The organism is Streptomyces katrae (assembly GCF_002028425.1).
GTDB lineage: Bacteria > Actinomycetota > Actinomycetes > Streptomycetales > Streptomycetaceae > Streptomyces > Streptomyces katrae_A.
Window position 1 is genome coordinate 5,372,014 of record NZ_CP020042.1, and the last position, 19,278, is coordinate 5,391,291.

General features: G+C 72.8%; 19 protein-coding genes and 1 riboswitch. Of the genes, 10 read left to right on the forward strand and 9 right to left on the reverse strand.

Going from position 1 to position 19,278, the window contains the following annotated elements:
• Window positions 1–40 precede the first annotated feature (40 nt).
• Complete coding sequence (locus B4U46_RS24675) at window positions 41–1,243, reverse strand: MFS transporter (protein WP_079429864.1); 1,203 nt, start codon at window positions 1,241–1,243, stop codon at window positions 41–43.
• Window positions 1,244–1,321: 78 nt separating this feature from the next.
• Here B4U46_RS24675 and B4U46_RS24680 point away from each other — a divergent pair, with 78 nt between their 5' ends.
• The gene (locus B4U46_RS24680) at window positions 1,322–1,867 is read left to right on the forward strand and encodes a MarR family winged helix-turn-helix transcriptional regulator (RefSeq protein ID WP_100862834.1); all 546 of its coding nucleotides are present in this window, start codon (window positions 1,322–1,324) and stop codon (window positions 1,865–1,867) included.
• Window positions 1,868–1,931: 64 nt separating this feature from the next.
• On the opposite strand, the gene glgX is transcribed toward B4U46_RS24680, so the two are convergent.
• Window positions 1,932–4,136: a glycogen debranching protein GlgX gene (glgX, locus tag B4U46_RS24685; RefSeq protein WP_237293360.1), complete on the reverse strand. Its 2,205-nt coding sequence runs from the start codon at window positions 4,134–4,136 to the stop codon at window positions 1,932–1,934.
• 247 nt (window positions 4,137–4,383) lie between these two features.
• Between glgX and B4U46_RS24690 the strand changes: the two genes are divergently transcribed.
• From B4U46_RS24690 to B4U46_RS24725, 8 genes are all read left to right on the forward strand, one after another.
• A complete protein-coding gene (locus tag B4U46_RS24690) occupies window positions 4,384–5,628 on the forward strand; it encodes a L,D-transpeptidase (protein ID WP_079429867.1) in 1,245 nt (414 codons plus the stop codon).
• Between the two features lie 160 nt (window positions 5,629–5,788).
• Window positions 5,789–8,020, forward strand: a complete 2,232-nt coding sequence (locus B4U46_RS37530) for a choice-of-anchor A family protein (protein WP_079429868.1) — start codon at window positions 5,789–5,791, stop codon at window positions 8,018–8,020.
• Between the two features lie 162 nt (window positions 8,021–8,182).
• On the forward strand, window positions 8,183–9,430 hold the full coding sequence (locus tag B4U46_RS24700; protein ID WP_079429869.1) for a L,D-transpeptidase: 1,248 nt from the start codon (window positions 8,183–8,185) through the stop codon (window positions 9,428–9,430).
• Between the two features lie 86 nt (window positions 9,431–9,516).
• Window positions 9,517–10,284 (forward strand): enoyl-CoA hydratase/isomerase family protein, encoded by a 768-nt coding sequence (locus B4U46_RS24705; RefSeq protein WP_079429870.1) that lies wholly within the window; start codon window positions 9,517–9,519, stop codon window positions 10,282–10,284.
• A 259-nt stretch (window positions 10,285–10,543) separates the two neighbouring features.
• Window positions 10,544–11,047 (forward strand): ATP-binding protein, encoded by a 504-nt coding sequence (locus B4U46_RS24710; RefSeq protein WP_079429871.1) that lies wholly within the window; start codon window positions 10,544–10,546, stop codon window positions 11,045–11,047.
• A 378-nt stretch (window positions 11,048–11,425) separates the two neighbouring features.
• A complete protein-coding gene (locus B4U46_RS24715; protein WP_079429872.1) occupies window positions 11,426–12,217 on the forward strand; it encodes a polysaccharide deacetylase family protein in 792 nt (263 codons plus the stop codon).
• The gene (locus tag B4U46_RS24720) at window positions 12,214–13,401 is read left to right on the forward strand and encodes a YncE family protein (RefSeq protein WP_079429873.1); all 1,188 of its coding nucleotides are present in this window, start codon (window positions 12,214–12,216) and stop codon (window positions 13,399–13,401) included. The genes B4U46_RS24715 and B4U46_RS24720 overlap by 4 nt, the downstream gene beginning before the upstream one ends.
• Before the next feature lie 131 nt (window positions 13,402–13,532).
• Window positions 13,533–13,745: an EF-hand domain-containing protein gene (locus B4U46_RS24725; protein WP_079429874.1), complete on the forward strand. Its 213-nt coding sequence runs from the start codon at window positions 13,533–13,535 to the stop codon at window positions 13,743–13,745.
• 58 nt (window positions 13,746–13,803) lie between these two features.
• On the opposite strand, the gene B4U46_RS24730 is transcribed toward B4U46_RS24725, so the two are convergent.
• The 5 genes from B4U46_RS24730 to B4U46_RS24750 all read right to left on the reverse strand — a co-directional run bounded on the left by B4U46_RS24730 (window position 13,804) and on the right by B4U46_RS24750 (window position 17,157).
• Window positions 13,804–14,355 carry a PadR family transcriptional regulator gene (locus B4U46_RS24730; protein ID WP_079429875.1) on the reverse strand — a complete coding sequence of 184 codons (552 nt, stop codon included), beginning with the start codon at window positions 14,353–14,355 and terminating at the stop codon, window positions 13,804–13,806.
• A gap of 170 nt (window positions 14,356–14,525) precedes the next feature.
• The gene (locus B4U46_RS24735) at window positions 14,526–15,347 is read right to left on the reverse strand and encodes an ATP-binding cassette domain-containing protein (protein WP_079429876.1); all 822 of its coding nucleotides are present in this window, start codon (window positions 15,345–15,347) and stop codon (window positions 14,526–14,528) included.
• Window positions 15,344–16,093 carry a cobalt ECF transporter T component CbiQ gene (gene cbiQ / locus B4U46_RS24740; RefSeq protein ID WP_079429877.1) on the reverse strand — a complete coding sequence of 250 codons (750 nt, stop codon included), beginning with the start codon at window positions 16,091–16,093 and terminating at the stop codon, window positions 15,344–15,346. The genes B4U46_RS24735 and cbiQ overlap by 4 nt, the downstream gene beginning before the upstream one ends.
• 3 nt (window positions 16,094–16,096) lie before the next feature.
• Complete coding sequence (locus B4U46_RS24745; RefSeq protein WP_079429878.1) at window positions 16,097–16,462, reverse strand: energy-coupling factor ABC transporter substrate-binding protein; 366 nt, start codon at window positions 16,460–16,462, stop codon at window positions 16,097–16,099.
• Window positions 16,462–17,157 (reverse strand): energy-coupling factor ABC transporter permease, encoded by a 696-nt coding sequence (locus tag B4U46_RS24750; RefSeq protein ID WP_079429879.1) that lies wholly within the window; start codon window positions 17,155–17,157, stop codon window positions 16,462–16,464. The genes B4U46_RS24745 and B4U46_RS24750 overlap by 1 nt, the downstream gene beginning before the upstream one ends.
• A 29-nt stretch (window positions 17,158–17,186) precedes the next feature.
• A riboswitch (cobalamin riboswitch) is annotated at window positions 17,187–17,382 on the reverse strand.
• Between the two features lie 123 nt (window positions 17,383–17,505).
• On the opposite strand from B4U46_RS24750, the gene B4U46_RS24755 reads away from it, so the two are divergent.
• Window positions 17,506–18,216, forward strand: a complete 711-nt coding sequence (locus tag B4U46_RS24755) for a flavodoxin family protein (RefSeq protein WP_079429880.1) — start codon at window positions 17,506–17,508, stop codon at window positions 18,214–18,216.
• A 19-nt stretch (window positions 18,217–18,235) separates the two neighbouring features.
• On the opposite strand, the gene B4U46_RS24760 is transcribed toward B4U46_RS24755, so the two are convergent.
• Both B4U46_RS24760 and B4U46_RS24765 read right to left on the reverse strand, forming a co-directional pair.
• The gene (locus B4U46_RS24760; RefSeq protein ID WP_079429881.1) at window positions 18,236–18,751 is read right to left on the reverse strand and encodes an AMIN-like domain-containing (lipo)protein; all 516 of its coding nucleotides are present in this window, start codon (window positions 18,749–18,751) and stop codon (window positions 18,236–18,238) included.
• Window positions 18,752–18,842: 91 nt separating this feature from the next.
• Complete coding sequence (locus B4U46_RS24765; protein WP_079429882.1) at window positions 18,843–19,250, reverse strand: SsgA family sporulation/cell division regulator; 408 nt, start codon at window positions 19,248–19,250, stop codon at window positions 18,843–18,845.
• Window positions 19,251–19,278: the final 28 nt, after the last annotated feature.

The window sequence follows — 19,278 nt, forward strand, 5'->3', positions numbered from 1 at the left end:
TTCGTGTGCCCGTGTGTTCGTGTGTGCACGGAAGGGCACATCATCGCAGGGCGGGCGAAGGCTTCCGCTCCGGATGCGCGCGCACGTCTGCGACCAGCAGGACGGACAGGTTCGCCGCCGCCACGAGCACAGCGGCCACCAGCAGCGGGGCCGTGGTCCCGGTGACCGCCGCGAGCGGGGCCGCCACCGCGAGCCCCAGGGGGCGGGCCGCGAAGGAGATCAGGGAGTCGAAGGAGCCGACCCGCCCCAGGGCCTCGGCCGGCACCCGCCGCTGGATCTCCGTCTCCCACAGCGGGCTCAGCAGGCCCACCCCGCCCATGCCGATCAGGTACGCGAACGCCGCCGCTGCCGCGGGCAGCCGCAGCGCGAACGCCGCCAGCGGGAGGGCGAACGCCGCCGAGGACACCGCGACCCACACCAGCGGCCGGCGCACCGGCAGCCGCCCGGCCGTCCATGCCCCGGCCAGCAGCCCGGCCGTACCCGCCTGGGCGACCACCACCCAGGTGCCCTCGCCGCCCAGGGACTCCACGGCGATCAGCGGTCCGAGGGTGAGGAGCAGTCCGGCGGTCAGGTGCCAGACGCCGTGCGCCATGACGTTGGCCAGGAACCACGGGTGCGCACGGGTCTGCGCCCACCCGGCGCGCAGCTCCGCCGCGAACCCCGGCCGGGCCCCGCCCGCGCCGGCCGGACCCGGGGTGCGCAGCCCGCCCAGCGTGAGGGCGGAAGCGGTGAACAGGGCCCCGGTCAGCAGCGAGGACCAGCCTGCCCCGACGGCCAGCATCAGGGCGCCCGCGGCGGCCGGACCCGCGACGCTCGCGAGCCCCTGGGCCACCATCAGCCGGGAGTTCACCCGCAGCCGCTCGGCCCCGTCGGTCACGGCGGCGACCAGGGTTCGGGCCGAGGGGCCGCCGAAGGCGACGGCCGCGCCGGTGACGGCCGACAGGGCCGCGAGCGCGGGGATCCGTACCGGCCCGGACAGCAGCAGCGCCGCGATGCCCAGCTGGGCGGCGGCCCGTACCAGATCCGCGGCGAGCACCACGCGGCGCGCCGGGAAGCGGTCGGCGGCCACGCCTGCGACGGGCAGCAGGAGCAGCATCGGCAGCAGCTCGGCGGCGAGCACCAGTCCGAGGTCCCCGGCGGAACCGGTGCGGACCACGGCGAGGGTGAGGGTGGTGGGGATCAGGGCGGTGGCGAAGGCGGCGAAGGTGCGGCCGGCGAGCAGCCGCCAGAGCGTGGGGGTCATGATCGCGACAGTATTTCGCCAGCGAATCATTCGTCAACGAAATACTTTGTCATGGCCGGTGGACGGGATAATGCGCCCATGGGCACAGAAGCGGTCACTCCACCTGCGACGACGCCGGCACCGGCCGAGGACTCCGTTGACCGGCACATCGCCCGGTGGACCGGCAAGGTGCCCTTCGACGTGACCACCGAGGCCGTGATCACCCGCATCCAGCTCCTCGCCAAGCACGTCGCGCACGGCAAGGAACGCGCCCTCGCCGAGACCGGCCTCCAGGCCTTCGAGTTCGAGACCATGCACCGCCTCGCCTCCCGGGGCGCGCCCTGGCGCGCCCCGTCCTCCCAGCTCGCCGCCGAACTGCTGCTCTCCCCGGCCGGGATGACCGGCCGCCTCGACACCCTGGAGCGCTCCGGCCTCGTCCGGCGCACCCGTGCCGCGGGGGACCGGCGCCGGGTCGACGTCGAGCTCACCGAGGAGGGCCACCGCCGCTGGAGCGAGGCCATGCGCTGGCGCGGGATCGCCGAGGCCGAGATGATCCACCCGCTCGACGACACCGACCGCCGGGCCCTGGCCGCCCTCCTCAAGCGGATGCTGCTCCAGGTCGAGACCCGCGACGGGACCTCCTGACGCGCGACGGAGCCGCTGACCCGCGACCGGGCCCGCGACCGGACCCGCCGTCCCGCCGCGCCCCTCAGCCCGCCACCCGCAGCAGCAGCACCGACCGCGCCGGAACCGTCAGCGGCTGCCCGGCCCGGTACCGCGTCCCCGGCGCGTCCTCCTGCTCCTCCCGCGAGGTGTCCAGCACCAGCTCGTACTCCCCGGCCCAGGGCGGCCCCGGCAGCACCCACTCCACCGGCCGGTCCCCGGAGTGCAGCAGAGCCAGGAAGCTGTCGTCCGTCACCTGCCGGCCCCGCTCGTCCCGCCCCGGGATGTCCCGCCCCGACAGGTACAGCCCCAGCGCGGCCGACGGCGCGTACCAGTCCCGCTCCGTCATCTCCGCCCCCGCCGGGGTGAACCAGGCCAGGTCCCGCAGCCCGTCCGAGCCCTGCGCCCGTCCCGAGAAGAAGGCCCTGCGGCGCAGCACCGGGTGGGACCGGCGCAGCGCCACCAGCCGCCGGACCAGCGCGAACAGCCCGCTCCACGCCGGATCGTCCAGCAGCGACCAGTCCACCCAGCCCGTCTCGTTGTCCTGGCAGTACGCGTTGTTGTTGCCGCCCTGGGTCCGCCCGAACTCGTCGCCGGCCACCAGCATCGGCACGCCCGTCGACAGCAGCAGCGTGGTCAGCAGGTTCCGCAGCTGCCGCCGTCGCAGCGCGGCGATCCGCGGGTCGTCGCTCTCGCCCTCGGCCCCGCAGTTCCACGACCGGTTGTCGTTGGTGCCGTCCCGGTTGCCCTCGCCGTTGTCCTCGTTGTGCTTGCGCTCGTACGAGACCAGGTCGCGCAGGGTGAAGCCGTCGTGCGCCGTCACGAAGTTCACCGAGGCGTACGGCCGCCGCCCGCCCCAGGCGTACAGGTCGCTCGACCCCGACAGCCGGTACCCCAGGTCCCGTACGTCGGGCAGCGCGCCCCGCCAGAAGTCCCGCACGGCGTCCCGGTAGCGGTCGTTCCACTCCGTCCACAGCGGCGGGAACGCCCCCACCTGGTAGCCGCCCGAGCCCACGTCCCACGGCTCCGCGATCAGCTTGACCCGCCGCAGCACGGGGTCCTGGGCGATCACCGCGAGGAACGGGGAGAGCATGTCCACGTCGTGCATGGAGCGGGCCAGCGCCGCCGCCAGGTCGAAGCGGAAGCCGTCCACCCCCATCTCCGTGACCCAGTACCGCAGCGAGTCGGTGATCAGGCGCAGCACGTGAGGCCGCCCGGCGTGCAGGGTGTTCCCGCAGCCCGTGTAGTCGGCGTAGCGGCGCTGGTCGGACTGGAGCCGGTAGTAGCCCCGGTTGTCGACCCCGCGCAGCGACAGGGTCGGGCCCAGCTCGCCGGCCTCCGCCGTGTGGTTGTAGACCACGTCGAGGATGACCTCGATCCCGGCCGCGTGCAGGGCGCGCACCATCCGCTTGAACTCGCCGACCTGCTGCCCGGCCGTCCCGCTGGCGGAGTACCCGGCGTGCGGGGCGAAGTAGCCGACCGAGTTGTAGCCCCAGTAGTTGCGCAGCCCCCGCCGCAGCAGGTGGTCCTCGTGCGCGAACTGGTGCACCGGCAGCAGCTCCACCGCCGTCACCCCCAGCCGCACCAGGTGCTCCACCGCCGCCGGGTGCGCCAGCCCCGCGTAGGTGCCGCGCAGCTCCTCGGGAACACCCGGATGGCGCATGGTGAACCCGCGCACGTGCAGCTCGTAGATCACCGAATCGGCCCAGGGCGTCTTCGGCCGGACGTCGTCCGCCCAGTCGTCGTCATCGTGGACGACGACCCCCTTCGGGACGAACGGCGCCGAGTCCCGGTCGTCGCGCACGGTGTCGGCGATGTACTGCTGCGGCCAGTCCCGGACGTGCCCGTACACCTCCGCCGGCAGGGAGAAGTCCCCGTCCACGGCCCGCGCGTACGGGTCCAGCAGCAGCTTCGCCGGGTTGTACCGGGCCCCCGTCCAGGGGTCCCAGCGCCCGTGCACCCGGAACCCGTACCGCTGCCCGGGCCGCACGCCGGGCACGAACCCGTGCCAGATCTCGTGCGTCAGCTCGCCCAGGGGGCAGCGGGTCTCCGTGCCCAGGGCGTCGAACAGGCACAGCTCCACCGCCTCCGCGCCCGGCGCCCACAGCGCGAAGTTCGTCCCCGCCACCCCGTCGGGGCCCACGTGGAAGCGGGCGCCCAGCGGGTGCGAGGATCCGGGCCACACCGGCGGTCCCGGGTGCGCGGCCGCCCGTAACACCCGCGCCTGGACCCGCTCCCGCACGGCCTCCATGTCGGGGCCGCCCCGCGGGGCGGCCCCGGTGGTATCGCTGGCGGCGGTATCCACCGCCTCTTGCTCGGCTGCGCTCGACACTGCCCGCCTCCACGGCTCCTGGGTACCGGCGGGGGGAGTGCGGCCCGGCGTCCCGGCCAGGGCCCGCCCCCGTCTGGTCCTTCACACTGTTCTGCCCGGACAGCCGTACCCGGAACGTGTCCGGCCCCCACGTTTCCCCCGGAGGGCCCCCGTCGTTGGACGGGGCGTGACACTTCTGACGAGGCGGGCAGGGGCGGGATGGGCCGCCGTGGCGGTGTGGGCGGTCCTGCTGGGCGGCCTCACCGGCTGCACCGGGGACGGCGGCTCCCCGGTCGAGGTGCAGCTGCCCGGCAAACCCCGCTCGCCCGACGAGGCCATCCGCATCACCCCCGACGACAACGCCAAGGGGGTCCCGGCCGACGGCCCGCTGCGGGTCAACGTCCCCGAGGGCCGGCTGGAGCGGGTCACGGTCACCAAGGTGGAGGACGCCCAGGAGGAGCAGGTCCCCGGCTCCATCGCGGCCGACGGGCTCAGCTGGAGCCCCGACCCGGAGGCGGGGCGGCTCGCGCTCGCCGCCAAGTACACCGTCGACGCCGTCGCCGTCGACGGGCACAACCGCCGCCAGGCCCGGCACACCACCTTCACCACCTACGTGCCCGAGGAGCGGTTCATCGGCTACTTCAAGCCCGAGAACCGCTCCACCGTCGGCACCGGCATGATCGTCTCCTTCAACTTCAGCCGGGCCGTCAAGAACCGCGCCGACGTCGAGCGCGCCGTCACCGTCACCTCCGAACCGGCCGTGCCCGTCGTCGGCCACTGGTTCGGCTCCGAGCGCCTGGACTTCCGGCCCAAGGAGTACTGGAAGCCCGGCACCCAGGTCACCGTGAAGATCAAGCTCCGTGACGTCGAGGCCGCCCCGGGGGCCTACGGCATCCAGGACAAGACCGTGAAGTTCACCGTCGGCCGCTCCCAGGTCTCCACCGTCGACGCCGCCTCGCACACCATGGAGGTCCGGCGCGGCGGCGCGCTGCTGTCCACCATCCCCATCAGCGCCGGCGCGCCGAAGAACACCACCTACAACGGCAAGATGGTGGTGATGGAGATGTTCGACGTCACCCGCATGAACGGCGCCACCGTCGGCTTCACCAGCGAGGACGGCAAGGGCGAGTACGACATCCCGGATGTCCCGCACGCCATCCGGCTCACCGCCTCCGGCACCTTCCTGCACGGCAACTACTGGGCCAGCCCCGACACCTTCGGCACCACCAACACCAGCCACGGCTGCGTGGGCCTGCGCGACGACAAGGGCGGCGGCTCCGACACCCCGGCGGGCTGGTTCTTCGACCGGACCCTGATCGGGGACGTGGTGGAGGTGGTGAACTCCCAGGACAAGACCGTGGCCCCGAACAACGGCCTGGGCGGCTGGAACATGTCCTGGGCCGACTGGGTCGCGGGCTCCGCCATCAGCTGACCCGCCGCGGCCCGCCCCGCCGGCCCGCGCTGCAATCGAGTGATCGTCAGACCGGAATGACGTAGCCCGGGAGTGTCTTCGGTCCGCCACGCCGGGCCCCGCCCGCAGCCTGGCAGGGCCATCAGCGCAGGCGATGGCCGGATTTCGTGGACGGAGCGTCATGTCAGCAAGGAACTGGACCCTCGGGCTGGCCGTGGGAGCCGTACTCGCGGCCGCCGCCGGGGCCCCCTCGGCCCTCGCGGCCGGCCCCGGCACCGCCCCGCCGCCGGCCCGCGCCCTGCGGGCCCCGCTGCCCGGCGGCCTCGGTCCGTGCGTCCCCGGCGGCACCGGCCCGGGCCAGGGCTGCCCGCCCGTATGGCCCGACCCCAACAACGGCGCCTTCACCGGCCGGGACAACGGCATCAACCTCTTCGTCGGAGGCGACATGCTGGTGCGCCGGGGAGCCGCCGAGGCCGAGGGCAAGGTCGTGGTCCTCGGCGACTTCGACATGAACAAGTCCGCCGGCGGCAACGTCTACAACGTGGGCATCGCCGGCGTCGGCTCCCGGGTCCCCCCGGCGGACGGCTCGGACTTCCTGACCACCGGCGACGACATCACGGTCGCCTCCGGCCAGCGGCTCCTCGCCGACGGCGGCGTCGTCCGCTACGCGGGCACCCTCACCGGCACGGTGACCGGCACCCTCACCCACGACACGAACGCCGCCGCCCCCTATGCCGCGTTGCGCGGGCAGCTCGGCGCCGCGAGCGCCTGCTACGCCTACCCGCGGGGCGTCCCGCGCACCGCCACCGGGCGGGCCGTCTGGAGCGCGCAGGAGACCGTCTTCACCGGCGACGGCACCTCCATGCTCCAGGTCTTCAACGTGGACTTCGACCTCTCGGGCCCCGGCACCGCCCAGCAGTCCATCCGCTTCGCGGGCATCCCGGCCGGCGCCACCGTCCTGGTCAACGTCACCGGCGAGGCCCGCGCGCTGCGCGTCAACAACGTCATGCTGCCGCCCGGACTGCGCGAGCGGCTGCTGTGGAACTTCCCCGACGCCCAGGCCGTCGGCCTCGCCGGCTCGGCCCAGCTCGGCGGCAGCGTGCTCATCGGCCAGGACGCCTCCGTCGCCACGGTCTCCGTCATCGGCGTCAACGGCCGCTTCTTCACCGCGGGCAACGTCACCCACACCAGCCCCACCGAGACCACGGGCCTCGGCGCCGAGTTCCACGCCTACCCCTTCGACGGCGACCTGCCCGAATGTGCCCCCAACCCGGCCGTCACCGGCCGGGTGTCCGTGCTGAAGACCGACGACGAGGGGCGTCCGCTGCCCGGCGCCCGCTTCGAGCTGTGGCGCGAGAGCAACGGAGTGGCGGGCCTGCAGACCGCGGGCGCCAACCCCGACACCCGCGTGAGCGACTGCACCACCCCCGCCGACGGCACCTGCACCCGAGAGGAGGAGCTCGGCGGCTACTACTGGCGCGAGACGGCCGCGCCCGCCGGGTACGAGCTGCCGGCCGACCCGGTCTTCCCGCTCGTCCTGACCCGGGAGAACGCCGAGCGGGGAGTGCGCGTCACCGCCCAGAACCGCCGCACGACACCCCCCGAGCCCAGCGCCCGGGTGGTGCTGCGCAAGGTCGACCTGGAGAGCGGCGAGCCCGTGCCCGGAGGCCGCTTCGAGCTGTGGCGCGAGACCAACGGCGTCCCCGACCTCCAGACGGGCGGTCAGGACCCGGACACCCGGCTCGGCGGCGCCTGCGTGACCGACACCCAGGGCAGCTGCACGGTGGAACTGCCCGTCGGTGAGCGCTACTACTGGCGTGAGGTCGGCGTCCCCTACGGCTACGAGCGCCCCGCCGACCCGGTCACCGCCTTCGACCTGGAGGACGGCGACATCGCCCAGGGGCTCGTCGTCACCATCCGCAACCAGCGCAGGGACGTGGAGCACCCCGGCTCCATCACGGTCGTCAAGAAGGACGCCAAGACCCGCAAGCCGCTGGCCGGCGGCGTGTTCCAGCTGTGGAAGGAGACCAACAACACCGAGGGCCTGCAGACCGGGGGCCAGTACCCCGACGAGCGCATCGGTGAGCCCTGCACCACCGGCGGCAACGGGGCCTGCGCGTTCGACCGGCTCGCCCCGGGCTCGTACTACGTCCTGGAGACCGCGGCCCCCGACGGCTACGCCCTGCCCGCCGACCGGGTCACGGGTCCGCTGAAGCTGGACGGCGCCGCCGGCCGGGAGATCGTGGCCCTGGTCTTCAACAAGCGGGACAGGCACGGCAAGCCGGACCACCACGAGCCCGGCCACGACAAGCCGGGCCACGACGAGCCCGGTCACGACGAGCACGACGAGCACGACAGGCACGGCCTCCCAGGCCTCGGCGGCGGCTGGACCGCCACCCGCGGCCGGAGCTGACGCACCGACGGCCGGTGCGCCCCGTGCACCGGCCGTCCGCAGGTCCGCCGGGTCCCCGGCGTGGCGGCGGTTGGGACGGAACGGTGACATGACCGTGCCTATTCGTAATCCCCCCATGTGATTTCCTGTCGGCAAGCGCGCGACTGTCCGTGCGCGGGGGACATGGGGAGAACACAAGTGAACGTGCAGCCGATACGCGGCCGCGTCCGCACCGGCCTGCCGGCCCTGCTGCTGGGCGCGGCCCTTCTGCTGACCACGGCGTGCAGCAACGGCGGTGACGCCGCGGGCGGCGGTGGCGACAACGGGAAGCCCGGCGGCGGCAACGCGGCCAAGGCCAACACCGAGGCCTCGAAGGCCGTGGTCAGCGTCAAGCCGGACGACGGCGCCAAGGAGGTCGCCACCAACGGCGTCCTGAAGATCTCCAGCACCGGCGGCAAGCTGACGACGGTGACGGTCGCCGACACCAAGGGCAACGCGGTCGAGGGCAAGCTGACCCCCGACGGCTCCGGCTGGGAGCCCGCCCGCAACCTGGCCTCCGCGACCGAGTACAAGGTGCACGCGGTCGCCAAGGACGAGGCCGGCCGGGAGTCCGCCAAGGACACCACCTTCACCACCCTCACCCCGCAGAACACCTTCGTCGGCCACTACACGCCCGAGGACGGCTCGACCGTCGGCGTGGGCATGCCGGTGTCGATCAACTTCACCCGCGGCATCACCAACACCGAGGCCGTCGAGAAGGCCATCACGGTCACGGCCGAGCCCTCCGTCCCGATCGAGGGCCACTGGTTCGGCAACGACCGCCTCGACTTCCGTCCGGAGAAGTACTGGGCCGCCGGCACCAAGGTCACCGTGAAGCTCGCCCTCGACGGCGTCGAGGGCCGCCCCGGGGTCTACGGCAAGCAGACCCGTACGGTCACCTTCACCGTCGGCCGCTCCCAGGTCTCCACGGTCGACGCGACGGCCAAGACGATGGAGGTCGTCCGCGACGGCCAGGTCATCAAGAACCTGCCCATCACCGCCGGCGCCCCCGCCACGACCACCTACAACGGTCAGATGGTCATCAGCGAGAAGTACAAGGTGACCCGGATGAACGGCGCCACCGTCGGCTTCGGCGGCGAGTACGACATCTCGGACGTCCCGCACGCGATGCGCCTGTCGAACTCCGGCACCTTCGTCCACGGCAACTACTGGGCCGCCTCCAGCACGTTCGGCAAGGAGAACGTCAGCCACGGCTGCGTCGGCCTCGAGGACGAGCGCGGCGCCGGAGACCCCAACACCCCGGCCGCCTGGTTCTTCGACGAGTCCCTGATCGGCGACGTGGTCATCGTGAAGAACTCCAAGGACAAGCAGATCGCCCCGGACAACGGCCTCAACGGCTGGAACATGGACTGGGCGGAGTGGAAGAAGTAGGAGGGTCGGCTCCCTGACCCGGTGGCCCGGTGCTGTGACCCACAGCACCGGGCCACTTCTCGTTAACCGCCGCTAACCTTCCCCGTATGACCATCTCTCTCGAAGTCTCCGAAGGCGTCGGCACCATCCGGCTGGACCGCCCGCCCATGAACGCCCTGGACATCGCCACCCAGGACCGGCTGCGCGAGCTCGCCGTGGAGGCGACCGACCGCGCCGACGTGCGCGCCGTCGTCATCTACGGCGGGGAGAAGGTGTTCGCGGCCGGCGCGGACATCAAGGAGATGCAGACCATGGACCACGCGGCGATGGTCGCCCGGTCCCGCGGACTGCAGGACGCCTTCACGGCCGTGGCCCGCATCCCCAAGCCGGTCGTCGCGGCCATCACCGGCTACGCGCTCGGCGGCGGCTGCGAGCTCGCGCTCTGCGCCGACTACCGGATCGCCGCCGACAACGCGAAGCTCGGCCAGCCCGAGATCCTGCTCGGCCTGATCCCCGGCGCGGGCGGCACCCAGCGGCTGTCCCGGCTGATCGGGCCCTCCAGGGCCAAGGACCTCATCTTCACGGGCCGCATGGTCAAGGCAGACGAGGCGCTCACCCTCGGACTGGTGGACCGGGTGGTGCCCGCCGCCGAGGTGTACGAGCAGGCGCACGCCTGGGCCGCGAAGCTCGCCCAGGGCCCGGCGATCGCCCTGCGCGCGGCGAAGGAGTGCGTGGACGCGGGCCTGGAGGCCGACATCGACACCGGCCTGGCCATCGAACGCAACTGGTTCGCGGGGCTGTTCGCCACCGAGGACCGCGAGCGCGGCATGCGCAGCTTCGTCGAAGAGGGCCCGGGCAAGGCCAAGTTCGTATGAGCGCAGCCGTATGAACACAGCCGCGTGAGTGAACCCCTGCGGGTGGTTTAGCGGGGCCTTAAGGCAGCCTTAAGGCGAAACGGTTGATCAACGCAGGGTGATCGGCCCCGTGCGCGCCGTCACCGCAGGTCAATGCGGGGCGCGGCGTGTCCGGTTGCCCCTCGCATATGCCCGTGCGCCCCCTCGGAAGCCTCGATTCCGCGGGGGCTATTCCCGTGGAACGGCCCGGGCGGGCGCGGTGGCCGTCCATGATGGGTGCATGGCGGGCCTGGAGGGTGTGGAACAGCCGCGGCAGCGCGCGAGCGCTATGGCCGTACGGCTTGCGGTGGCGGTCGAGGACGAGCAGGGCCTCACGGCGCTGGAGTCGTACGGCAACCCGGCGGAGGCGGAGGTGACCCTGCCGTCCATGCCGGAGTCGGCGAGCACGGCCCGCCGGCTCACCCAGAGCGTGGTGGTGCGCTACTGGGGCCTGTCGCCGCAGATCGCCGAGCACGCCGTCCTGCTGGTCTCCGAGCTCGTCGGCAACGCCGTGCGCCACACCGGGGCCCGTTCCTTCGGTTTACGGATGCTGCGCCGTCGCGGCTGGATCCGCGTCGAGGTGCGCGACCCCTCGCGGGGGCTGCCCTGTCTGATGCCGGTGCACGAGCTGGACACCACCGGCCGGGGGCTCTTCCTCGTGGACAAGCTGTCCGACCGCTGGGGCGCCGACCTGCTGCCGCGCGGCAAGATCACCTGGTTCGAGATGCGGGTCGCGGACCGCTGACCCCCGGAACGCCGGAAACCCCCTGTCGCCGAGGTGGGGCGCTGCGGGGGTTTCGTGGGCGCCGAGGACCGGTGGGGTGTGTGGCCCTCGGCGGGTGGGCTTCGCTCGGGTCAATGGGAAGCCGTGATTCCGACTATGGCAGACGTGGGCCCAAACGCCAAAAGTCCCGACTCGGACATAAGTGTGCATATCCTAAGAGTTTTCATCTAAATCTTAGGTGAGGTGGGCCACTCGCCTCGTAATCCATGAATGAATATCCACCCCTCCGCGTAATTCATTGATCGCAGAGTGAACGCCCCACCCTCGGGACGCCACTTCCGAAGGTCCCAAACTGGGTCAATCAATACCTTCGGGGGCGTTCGCCACTTAAATGGGCAGGTGCTCTGTTACCCAGACCGCCGGACCGCCCTGCGCGCCACTGCGGCGGTCGCCGCCGGTGCCCTCACCGCGGCCTGCGGCACGGGCGGCGCCCCCCCGGCTCCCCGGCCCGTCCAGGACGCTCCCGCCCGGCCCGAGGCCGCCAAGCCCGCTCCGGCGCCGGCCCCCGCCCCCCGCCGGTTCCCCGGGCAGCCCGTGGAGATCGTGCACGGCCCGCGCGAGCGGCCGGAGGTCGCGCTCACCTTCCACGGCAACGGGGACCCCGCCATCGCCCGCGCCGTGCTCGCCGAAGCCGAGAAGGCGGGCGCGCACGTCACCGTCCTGGCCATCGGCACCTGGCTCGACGACCACCCCGACATGGCCCGCCGGATCCTCGACGGCGGCCACGAGCTCGGCAACCACACCCACCACCACCTCGCGATCAACTCCCTGCCCGAGGCGGAGGCCTACGCCGAGATCACCGGCTGCGCCCAGCGCCTCAAGCGCCTCACCGGCTCCATCGGCACCTGGTTCCGTCCCTCGCAGACCCAGAACGCCAGCCCCCTCGTCCAGAAACTGGCCCAGCGGGCCGGCTATCCGCACGTCCTCTCCTACGACGTGGACTCCCTCGACTTCACCTCGCCCGGCGCCGCGACCGTCGTCAGCAACGTCACCGGGACGATCCACGGCGGATCGGTGGTGAGCCTGCACTTCGGCTACGCGGACACGGTCGACGCGATGCCGCCCCTCCTCGAAGAACTCGCGCGCCGCAAGCTGCGCGCGGTGACCACCACGGAGCTGCTGACCCCATGACGACCACCCGCCTTCCCCGGAAGGCCACCGTGCTGCTGGCCGGTCTGGTCCTCGCCGCCCTGGCCGGCTGCGGATCGGCCGACAAGGCGCCCGCCGAGGCACTCGGCTCCAAGGGGCCGGCCAACCCCGTCAAAGCCGTGCCCGCCGTACCGCCGGGGCTGGCCGGGATGCCCCCGGTGCTCGACCCGGCCGACGTGTACGCGGCGGACCGGCCGAACAAGCTCTCCCCGGTGGTCAAGGGCTTCCCGTCGCGCGTCTACGTGCCGAACACCAACTCCAACACGGTGTCCGTCATCGACCCGGCCACCTACAAGGTCGTCGACACCATCCCGGTCGGCGTCCAGCCCCAGCACGTGGTGCCCTCGTGGGACATGAAGACCCTCTGGGTCAACAACAACCGCGGCCACACCCTCACCCCCATCAACCCGGCCACCGGCGAGGCGGGCGAGCCGGTCGAGGTCCACGACCCGTACAACCTCTACTTCACCCCCAACGGCAAGTACGCCATCGTGATGGCCTCCATGGACCGCGAGCTGGTCTTCCGCGACCCGCACACCATGAACCGGGTCAAGACCGTCCCCGTGACCTGCTTCGGCGTCAACCACGCGGACTTCTCCCTCGACGGCCGCTATTTCATCGTCAGCTGCGAGTTCTCCGGCGAACTGCTCAAGGTCGACACCGAGAAGATGGAGGTCATCGGGCAGCAGAAGCTCCCGTTCGAGGGCGCGATGCCCCAGGACGTGAAGATCTCGCCCGACGGGAAGACCTTCTACGTCGCCGACATGATGGCGCACGGCATGTGGGTGCTCAGCGGCGACAAGTTCGACGTCCCCAAGCTGCTCCCCACCGGCAAGGGCTGCCACGGCCTCTACGTCAGCCGCGACTCCCGCGAGATGTACGTCTCCAACCGTGGCGAGGGCAGCATCTCCGTCTTCGACTTCAAGAAGAACCAGCTCACCAAGAAGTGGGAGCTGCCCGACGGCGGCAGCCCCGACATGGGCGGGGTCTCGGCCGACGGCAAGGTGCTGTGGCTGTCCGGCCGCTACAACTCCGAGGTCTACGCGATCGACACCACCACCGGCAAGGAGCTGGCGAAGATCCCCGTCGGCAGCGGCCCGCACGGCCTGGCCGTCTACCCGCAGCCCGGCCGCTACTCGCTCGGCCACACCGGCATCTTCCGCTAGGCCCGCCCGCCCGGACGGGAACGCGACGGCGTCCTGGGAGCCCGCCCACGGCTCCGGGGACCCGTGGGCGGGGACGGCCCCCGGTCCGGCTACCCTGAGCCGGTCAACAAGCACCAGGAAGGGGTGGCCCAGTGGCGGACATCGACAAGGCACGTGAGACGTTCGACCGGTTCGACGCGAACGGCGACGGCGTCATCACGGCCGACGAGTACAGCGCGGCCATGAAGGCGATGGGGGACGCGTTCGTCACCCCCGCGGTCGCCGACGCGATCATCGCGGCGAAGGACCTCAACGGCGACAAGCTGCTGAGCTTCGACGAGTTCTGGGCCGACCTGAACAAGTAAGGCCCCGCCGAACGGGCGCCGCGCCCGCCTCCGTCCCGCCCGCCGGGACGGGGGCGCGTCAGGCCCCGCTCGGACCCGTCATGTCCTCGACCTCTGCGAGGGCCTCCTCCAGCCAGCCGAGCCAGAAGCCCTCCAGGGCGATCCCCCCGTGCAGCACGAGCCGGCGCAGCCGGTCCGGGTCGGCGTTGCGCTCCGCCGGGAAGTCCTTCGCCTCGATGGCCTCGTACTCCGCCAGCTGTGCCCGGTGCAGCTCCAGGTGCCGCCGCAGCTCCGCCCCGAGCCCCTGCGGCCCCACCACGGCCGCCGCCCGGATCCGCAGCAGCAGCGCGTCCCGCATCGGCTTGGGATCCTGCCGCTCGTCCACCCACCGCGCCAGCTCCGCGCGGCCGTCGGGCAGCACCTCGTACTCCTTCTTCTGCCCCCGCACGGGCGCCTCGCTGGGCAGCGCCCGGATCAGCCCGGCCTCCTCCAGCCGCCCCAGCTCCCGGTAGATCTGCTGGTGCGTCGCGGACCAGAAGTAGCCGATCGACTTGTCGAACCGCCGCGTCAGCTCCAGCCCCGACGAGGGCTTCTCCAACAACGCGGTGAGAATGGCATGCGGCAACGACATGCGGCCATCCTAGGTGTGGGCAATCGTCCCGCAGGGGCGATGGGGGTCCCCCCTGCTCGAGCGAAGCCGAGAGCTTGGGGGAGGGTGGGCACACCGGGACACCCCGCCGGGAGGCCCGACCCCGCCCCGCCCCCGACCCCGCCCCGCCCCCGGCCCCGCCCGGCCCCCGCTCAGCCCAGCGCGCCCAGCTCCTCCGGCGTCCGCGGCCCCGGAACCCCGTCCGCCAGCATCCCCCTGCCCCGCAGGAACGCCCCCACCACCGGCGCCCAGGCAGCCCGCAGCCCCGCGGACGCCAACAGCTCCGGATCCGACAGCAGATCCCCCGCAGGCCCCACCCGCACCCCGGAGGGCGTCAGCACAGCGGCGTCGTCCGCCCACCGGACCGCCAGGTCCACGTCGTGGGTGGCCATCACCACCGTGGTCCCCGCCGCCCGCAGCCCGGCCAGGACGTCCAGCAGCCGTTCCTGCCCGTCCGGGTCGAGCCCGGCCGTCGGCTCGTCCAGGATCAGCACCCGCGGCGCCATCGCCACCGCACCCGCGATCGCCGCCCGCTTGCGCTGCCCGTACGACAGCAGGTGCGTCGGCCGGTCGCGCAGCGCGGTGATGTCGAGGGCGGCCAGCGCGGAGTCCACCCGCTCGCGGACCTCGGCCTGCGCCAGCCCGAGGTTCATCGGGCCGAAGGACACGTCCTGCTCCACCGAGGCCGCGAACAGCTGGTCGTCGGGGTCCTGCACCACCAGCTGGACGGTGGTGCGTAGCCGCGTCAGCCCCCGCCGGTCGTAGGACACCGGCGTACCCTCCAGCCGCAGCGCCCCCGACGCGGGCCGCAGGCCCCCGCTCAGCAGCCGCATCAGCGTGGTCTTGCCGCTGCCGTTGCGGCCCAGCAGCACCAGCGCCCGCCCCTCGGCGATCGCGAAGTCCACGCCCGACAGCACGGCCGGGCCGTCCTCGTACGCGTATCCCGCGCCGGCCAGTTCCACCAACGGGGTCACAGCCCCAGCTCCTTCAGTACGAGGGTCCCCGCGACCAGGGCGGCCAGGAGGGCGGCGGCGGCCGCCAGGAACCGCCGGGACAGCCGCGCCGGCGGGACCAGCACCCGCAGCGCGCCGTCGTAACCCCGCCCCGCGAGCCCCTCCTGGAGCCGGGCGGCGCGGTCGAAGGCCCGGACGAACGAGGTCGCCGCGAGCCCGGCCACCGAACGCCAGGCGGCGGCCCGCCCGGCCTGCCCGAGCCGGGCCGCCTGGGCCCGGCGGACCTGGGCGAGGGAGTCCAGCAGCAGGAAGCCGATCCGGTACATGACCAGGGCCACGTCCACCACCGGCGCGGGCACCCCGGCCCGCACCAGCCGCGGCAGCACGTCCGAGACGGGCGTGGTGAAGGCGAACAGCAGCACTCCCAGCGAGGCGGCCGAGGTGCGCAGCAGCAGGTCCAGCGCGTGCCGGGGCCCGTCCGGGGCCGGCGCGAGGAGCCCGTCGGGACCGCCCACCGACACAAGCAGCGGCAGCGCGCCGGTGACGCAGAACCCCAGCGGGACCCGGAAGGCCCGCCACAGCCGGCGCCCGGACACCCCGGCGGGCCCCAGCAGCACTGCCAGGGTCGCCGCGGCCACCAGCGGCCCGCCGGGCCACGGGGGCAGGCACACCGCGGTGACGGTCAGCCCGAACCCGAGCAGGGCCTTCTCCAGCGGATGGCGGCCCCGCCAGCGGCTGGAGTGCGCCGCGACGTCGATCGGCAGCACCGGCTACGGCTCCCGCGCGGGCTCGGCGGGGGCCTGCGCCCCGGCTCCGGCCGCCGTCTGCGCCAGGGCCTGGGCCGCGCCCTGCCGGCGGCCCCTGCGGACCCCGAAGTAGTACGCGAGCACGCCCGCGCCCAGGGCCGCCTGGAGGGCGAACAGGGCGGACTCCACCTCGCCCGACGGAGGCTCGTACAGCGGGGAGAACCAGGGCTCGTAGTCCGGCTCCAGCTCGGTGATGGCCGACTCCGCCTGGGCGTCGGCGCCCGCGAAGGGCTCCTCCTTGCCCTCGCCGAGCCCCAGCGCGAGCGGCAGCACGGCCAGTGCGGCCACCAGGAGCAGCAGCAGGGTGTTGATCTTGGCGTTCCGGCTCATCAGGCTGCCGCCCCCTCGGTCCGCTTGGCTCCGGTCAGCTTGGCGACCCCGAGCCGGACCAGGTCCGACTTGCTCGACTGCATCAGCAGCCGCATCACGAGCACCGTCAGCAGCCCCTCGCTGACCGCGAGCGGGATCTGGGTGAGGGCGAAGATGCCCGCGAACTTCTCCAGGGAGCCCGGGAATCCGCTCGACGGGTCCGGGAAGGCGAGGGCCAGCTGGACCGAGGTCACGCAGTAGGTGACCAGGTCGGCGAAGAAGGCGCCGAAGAAGACGGTGACCATCAGCGGGGCGCCGGACCTGCGCAGCAGCTTGTAGACCGCGTACCCGGCCCAGGGCCCGGCGATGGCCATCGAGAAGACGTTGGCGCCGAGGGTGGTGAGCCCGCCGTGCGCCAGCAGCAGGGCCTGGAACAGCAGGGTGATCGTGCCGAGCACCGCCATGATGGGCGGCCGGAAGAGGACGGCGCCGAGCCCGGTCCCCGTGGGGTGCGAGCAACTGCCCGTCACCGAGGGGATCTTCAGGGCGGACAGGACGAAAGTGAATGCACCGGACGCGCCGAGGAGCAGTGTGCTCTCGGGGTGGGACTTGACCTCGCGGGTCAGCGCGCGGACCCCGTGGACGACGAACGGGGCGGACGCGGCGCCCCAGGCGGCCGCGTGCAGCGGGGGCAGGAACCCCTCGGCTATGTGCATGAGTCGGGAGACCTCTCCAGCACCTCGTGGATGGACGTACGCGCCCCGGCCGGTCTCCTGGCTGACGGGTACTGCCGCCCCGGCTCCGCCTTCCCGGGTCCCTGCGGTCTCCCGCACGGTCCCAGTGGCTCCCGCGAGGGGTGGAGCTGGACTTCCCGATCACAGTGGCGAGGGCCGCACCGGTTTTCCACCGGTTTCCCGAACACCAAGGCCAGCTGACCCTAGTCGCCCGCACGGACCGGTATCAACCCGGACCGATCCGGCCGATCGGATGGCTCAATTCCGCTTCGCCCCCCGGAAGGGTGCCGAACGCTGGCGCGGGCGGCGGCGGCCCCGCAGGGTGGGGGCGTGGCCGCCTACGACTACTCCGACCTGTCCGCCGTCTACCTCAACTGCACCCTCAAGCGCTCGCCCGAGACCAGCAACACCGAGGGGCTGATCTCGCGGAGCCGCGCCGTCATGGAGTCGGCCGGCGCGCGGACCTCGCTGATCCGCGCCGTCGACCACGACATCGCCACCGGCGTCTGGCCGGACATGACCGACCACGGCTGGGAGAGCGACCAGTGGCCGGTGCTCTACAGCCAGATCATGGACGCCGACATCCTCGTCCTCTGCGGCCCCATCTGGCTCGGCGACAACAGCTCGGTCATGAAGCAGGTCATCGAGCGGCTCTACGCCTGCTCCTCGCTGCTGAACGACCGGGGCCAGTACGCCTACTACGGGCGGGTCGGCGGCGCGCTGATCACCGGCAACGAGGACGGCGTCAAACACTGCGCCATGAACGTCCTCTACAGCCTCCAGCACCTGGGCTACGCCATCCCGCCGCAGGCGGACGCGGGCTGGATCGGCGAGGCCGGCCCCGGCCCCTCGTACCTCGACCCGGGCTCCGGCGGCCCCGAGAACGACTTCACCAACCGCAACACGACGTTCATGTCCTGGAACCTGATGCACCTCGCGGCGCTCCTCAAGCGCGCCGGGGGCGTCCCCGCCCACGGCAACCAGCGCTCCGAGTGGGACGCCGGCTGCCGTTTCGACTTCCCGAACCCCGAACACCGCTGAGGGTGTCCGGCGTCCGGCGTCAGCAGGTGTTCGGATGGGCGACGTCCACCACGAGCCGCTCGGGCGCGTGCAGGACGGAGGTGCTGTAGGCGGGCGGGGTGTCGAAGGCGGCCCCGAAGGTCACGTACCCCTCGAAGTCACCGGTCAGGGCCAGGCCCTTGAGCTTGCTGAGGCTGATCTGCTGGAGCTTGGGGCCCTGGTAGACGTTGTTGCCCGCGTCGTCGTGGCCGGCGGCCGGGTGCAGGCGGATCTCCAGGAAGTACTTCCCCGGCAGCGGGACCGGCTTGCCGGAGCCGTCGTAGACCAGCTGGGAGACGGGCGTGACGGTGAAGGAGGGCACGGAGCCCTGGAGGTCGATCACGATCCGGTCGTACGTGCAGTGACCGCCCCAGCGGGCGTTGACGACGAGCGGGGTCGTGGAGCGGACGGCGGCCGGTGCAGCCGCCGAGGCCGGTGCGGCGAGCGCGAGCCCTGCGGTCAGCAGGGCACCTGTGGCCAGGGCCACGAACCGGCGGCGGTGCGGGTGGTGACGCATGGCGTCCCCCCGATCCTCTGAGACGGGGAATGACTGTCATCCGGTATGACATTCCCGGGGGCCCCGTGGTTGCACGGGGCGGCCCGCCGGCTCAGAAGGTCAGCAGTGCGCTCAGCTCGGCGTCCAGGTCGTAGTGGCGCTGCTCCTGCCCCCGTGGGACCAGCTCGGTCATCCGCCGGCACAGCCCGCGCAGGTCCTTGGCCCGCACGGAGACCACGCAGCCCCGCTCGCCGTTGCTCAGGGCCAGCAGGACGCGGGGCTCGGTGCCCGTCCACCGCGGCCACACCTGTATGTCGCCCTCCCCGGTGGCGCAGGTCTGCCCGTCGATCAGCAGCTCCCGCGAGAACACCCAGCGGGCGATCCGGACGCCGGCGCCCCGGAACTCCACAGCGACCTCGTAGGGCCGGTCCGTGCGGTAGACGAAGACGCCCTCCAGGGGGACCGGCAGCGGTGCGGCCTCCAGCCGCAGCGGCAGGACACGGTGTTCGGTGATGGCCATGGCGGCTGCCTCTCTTCGCGGGGTAACA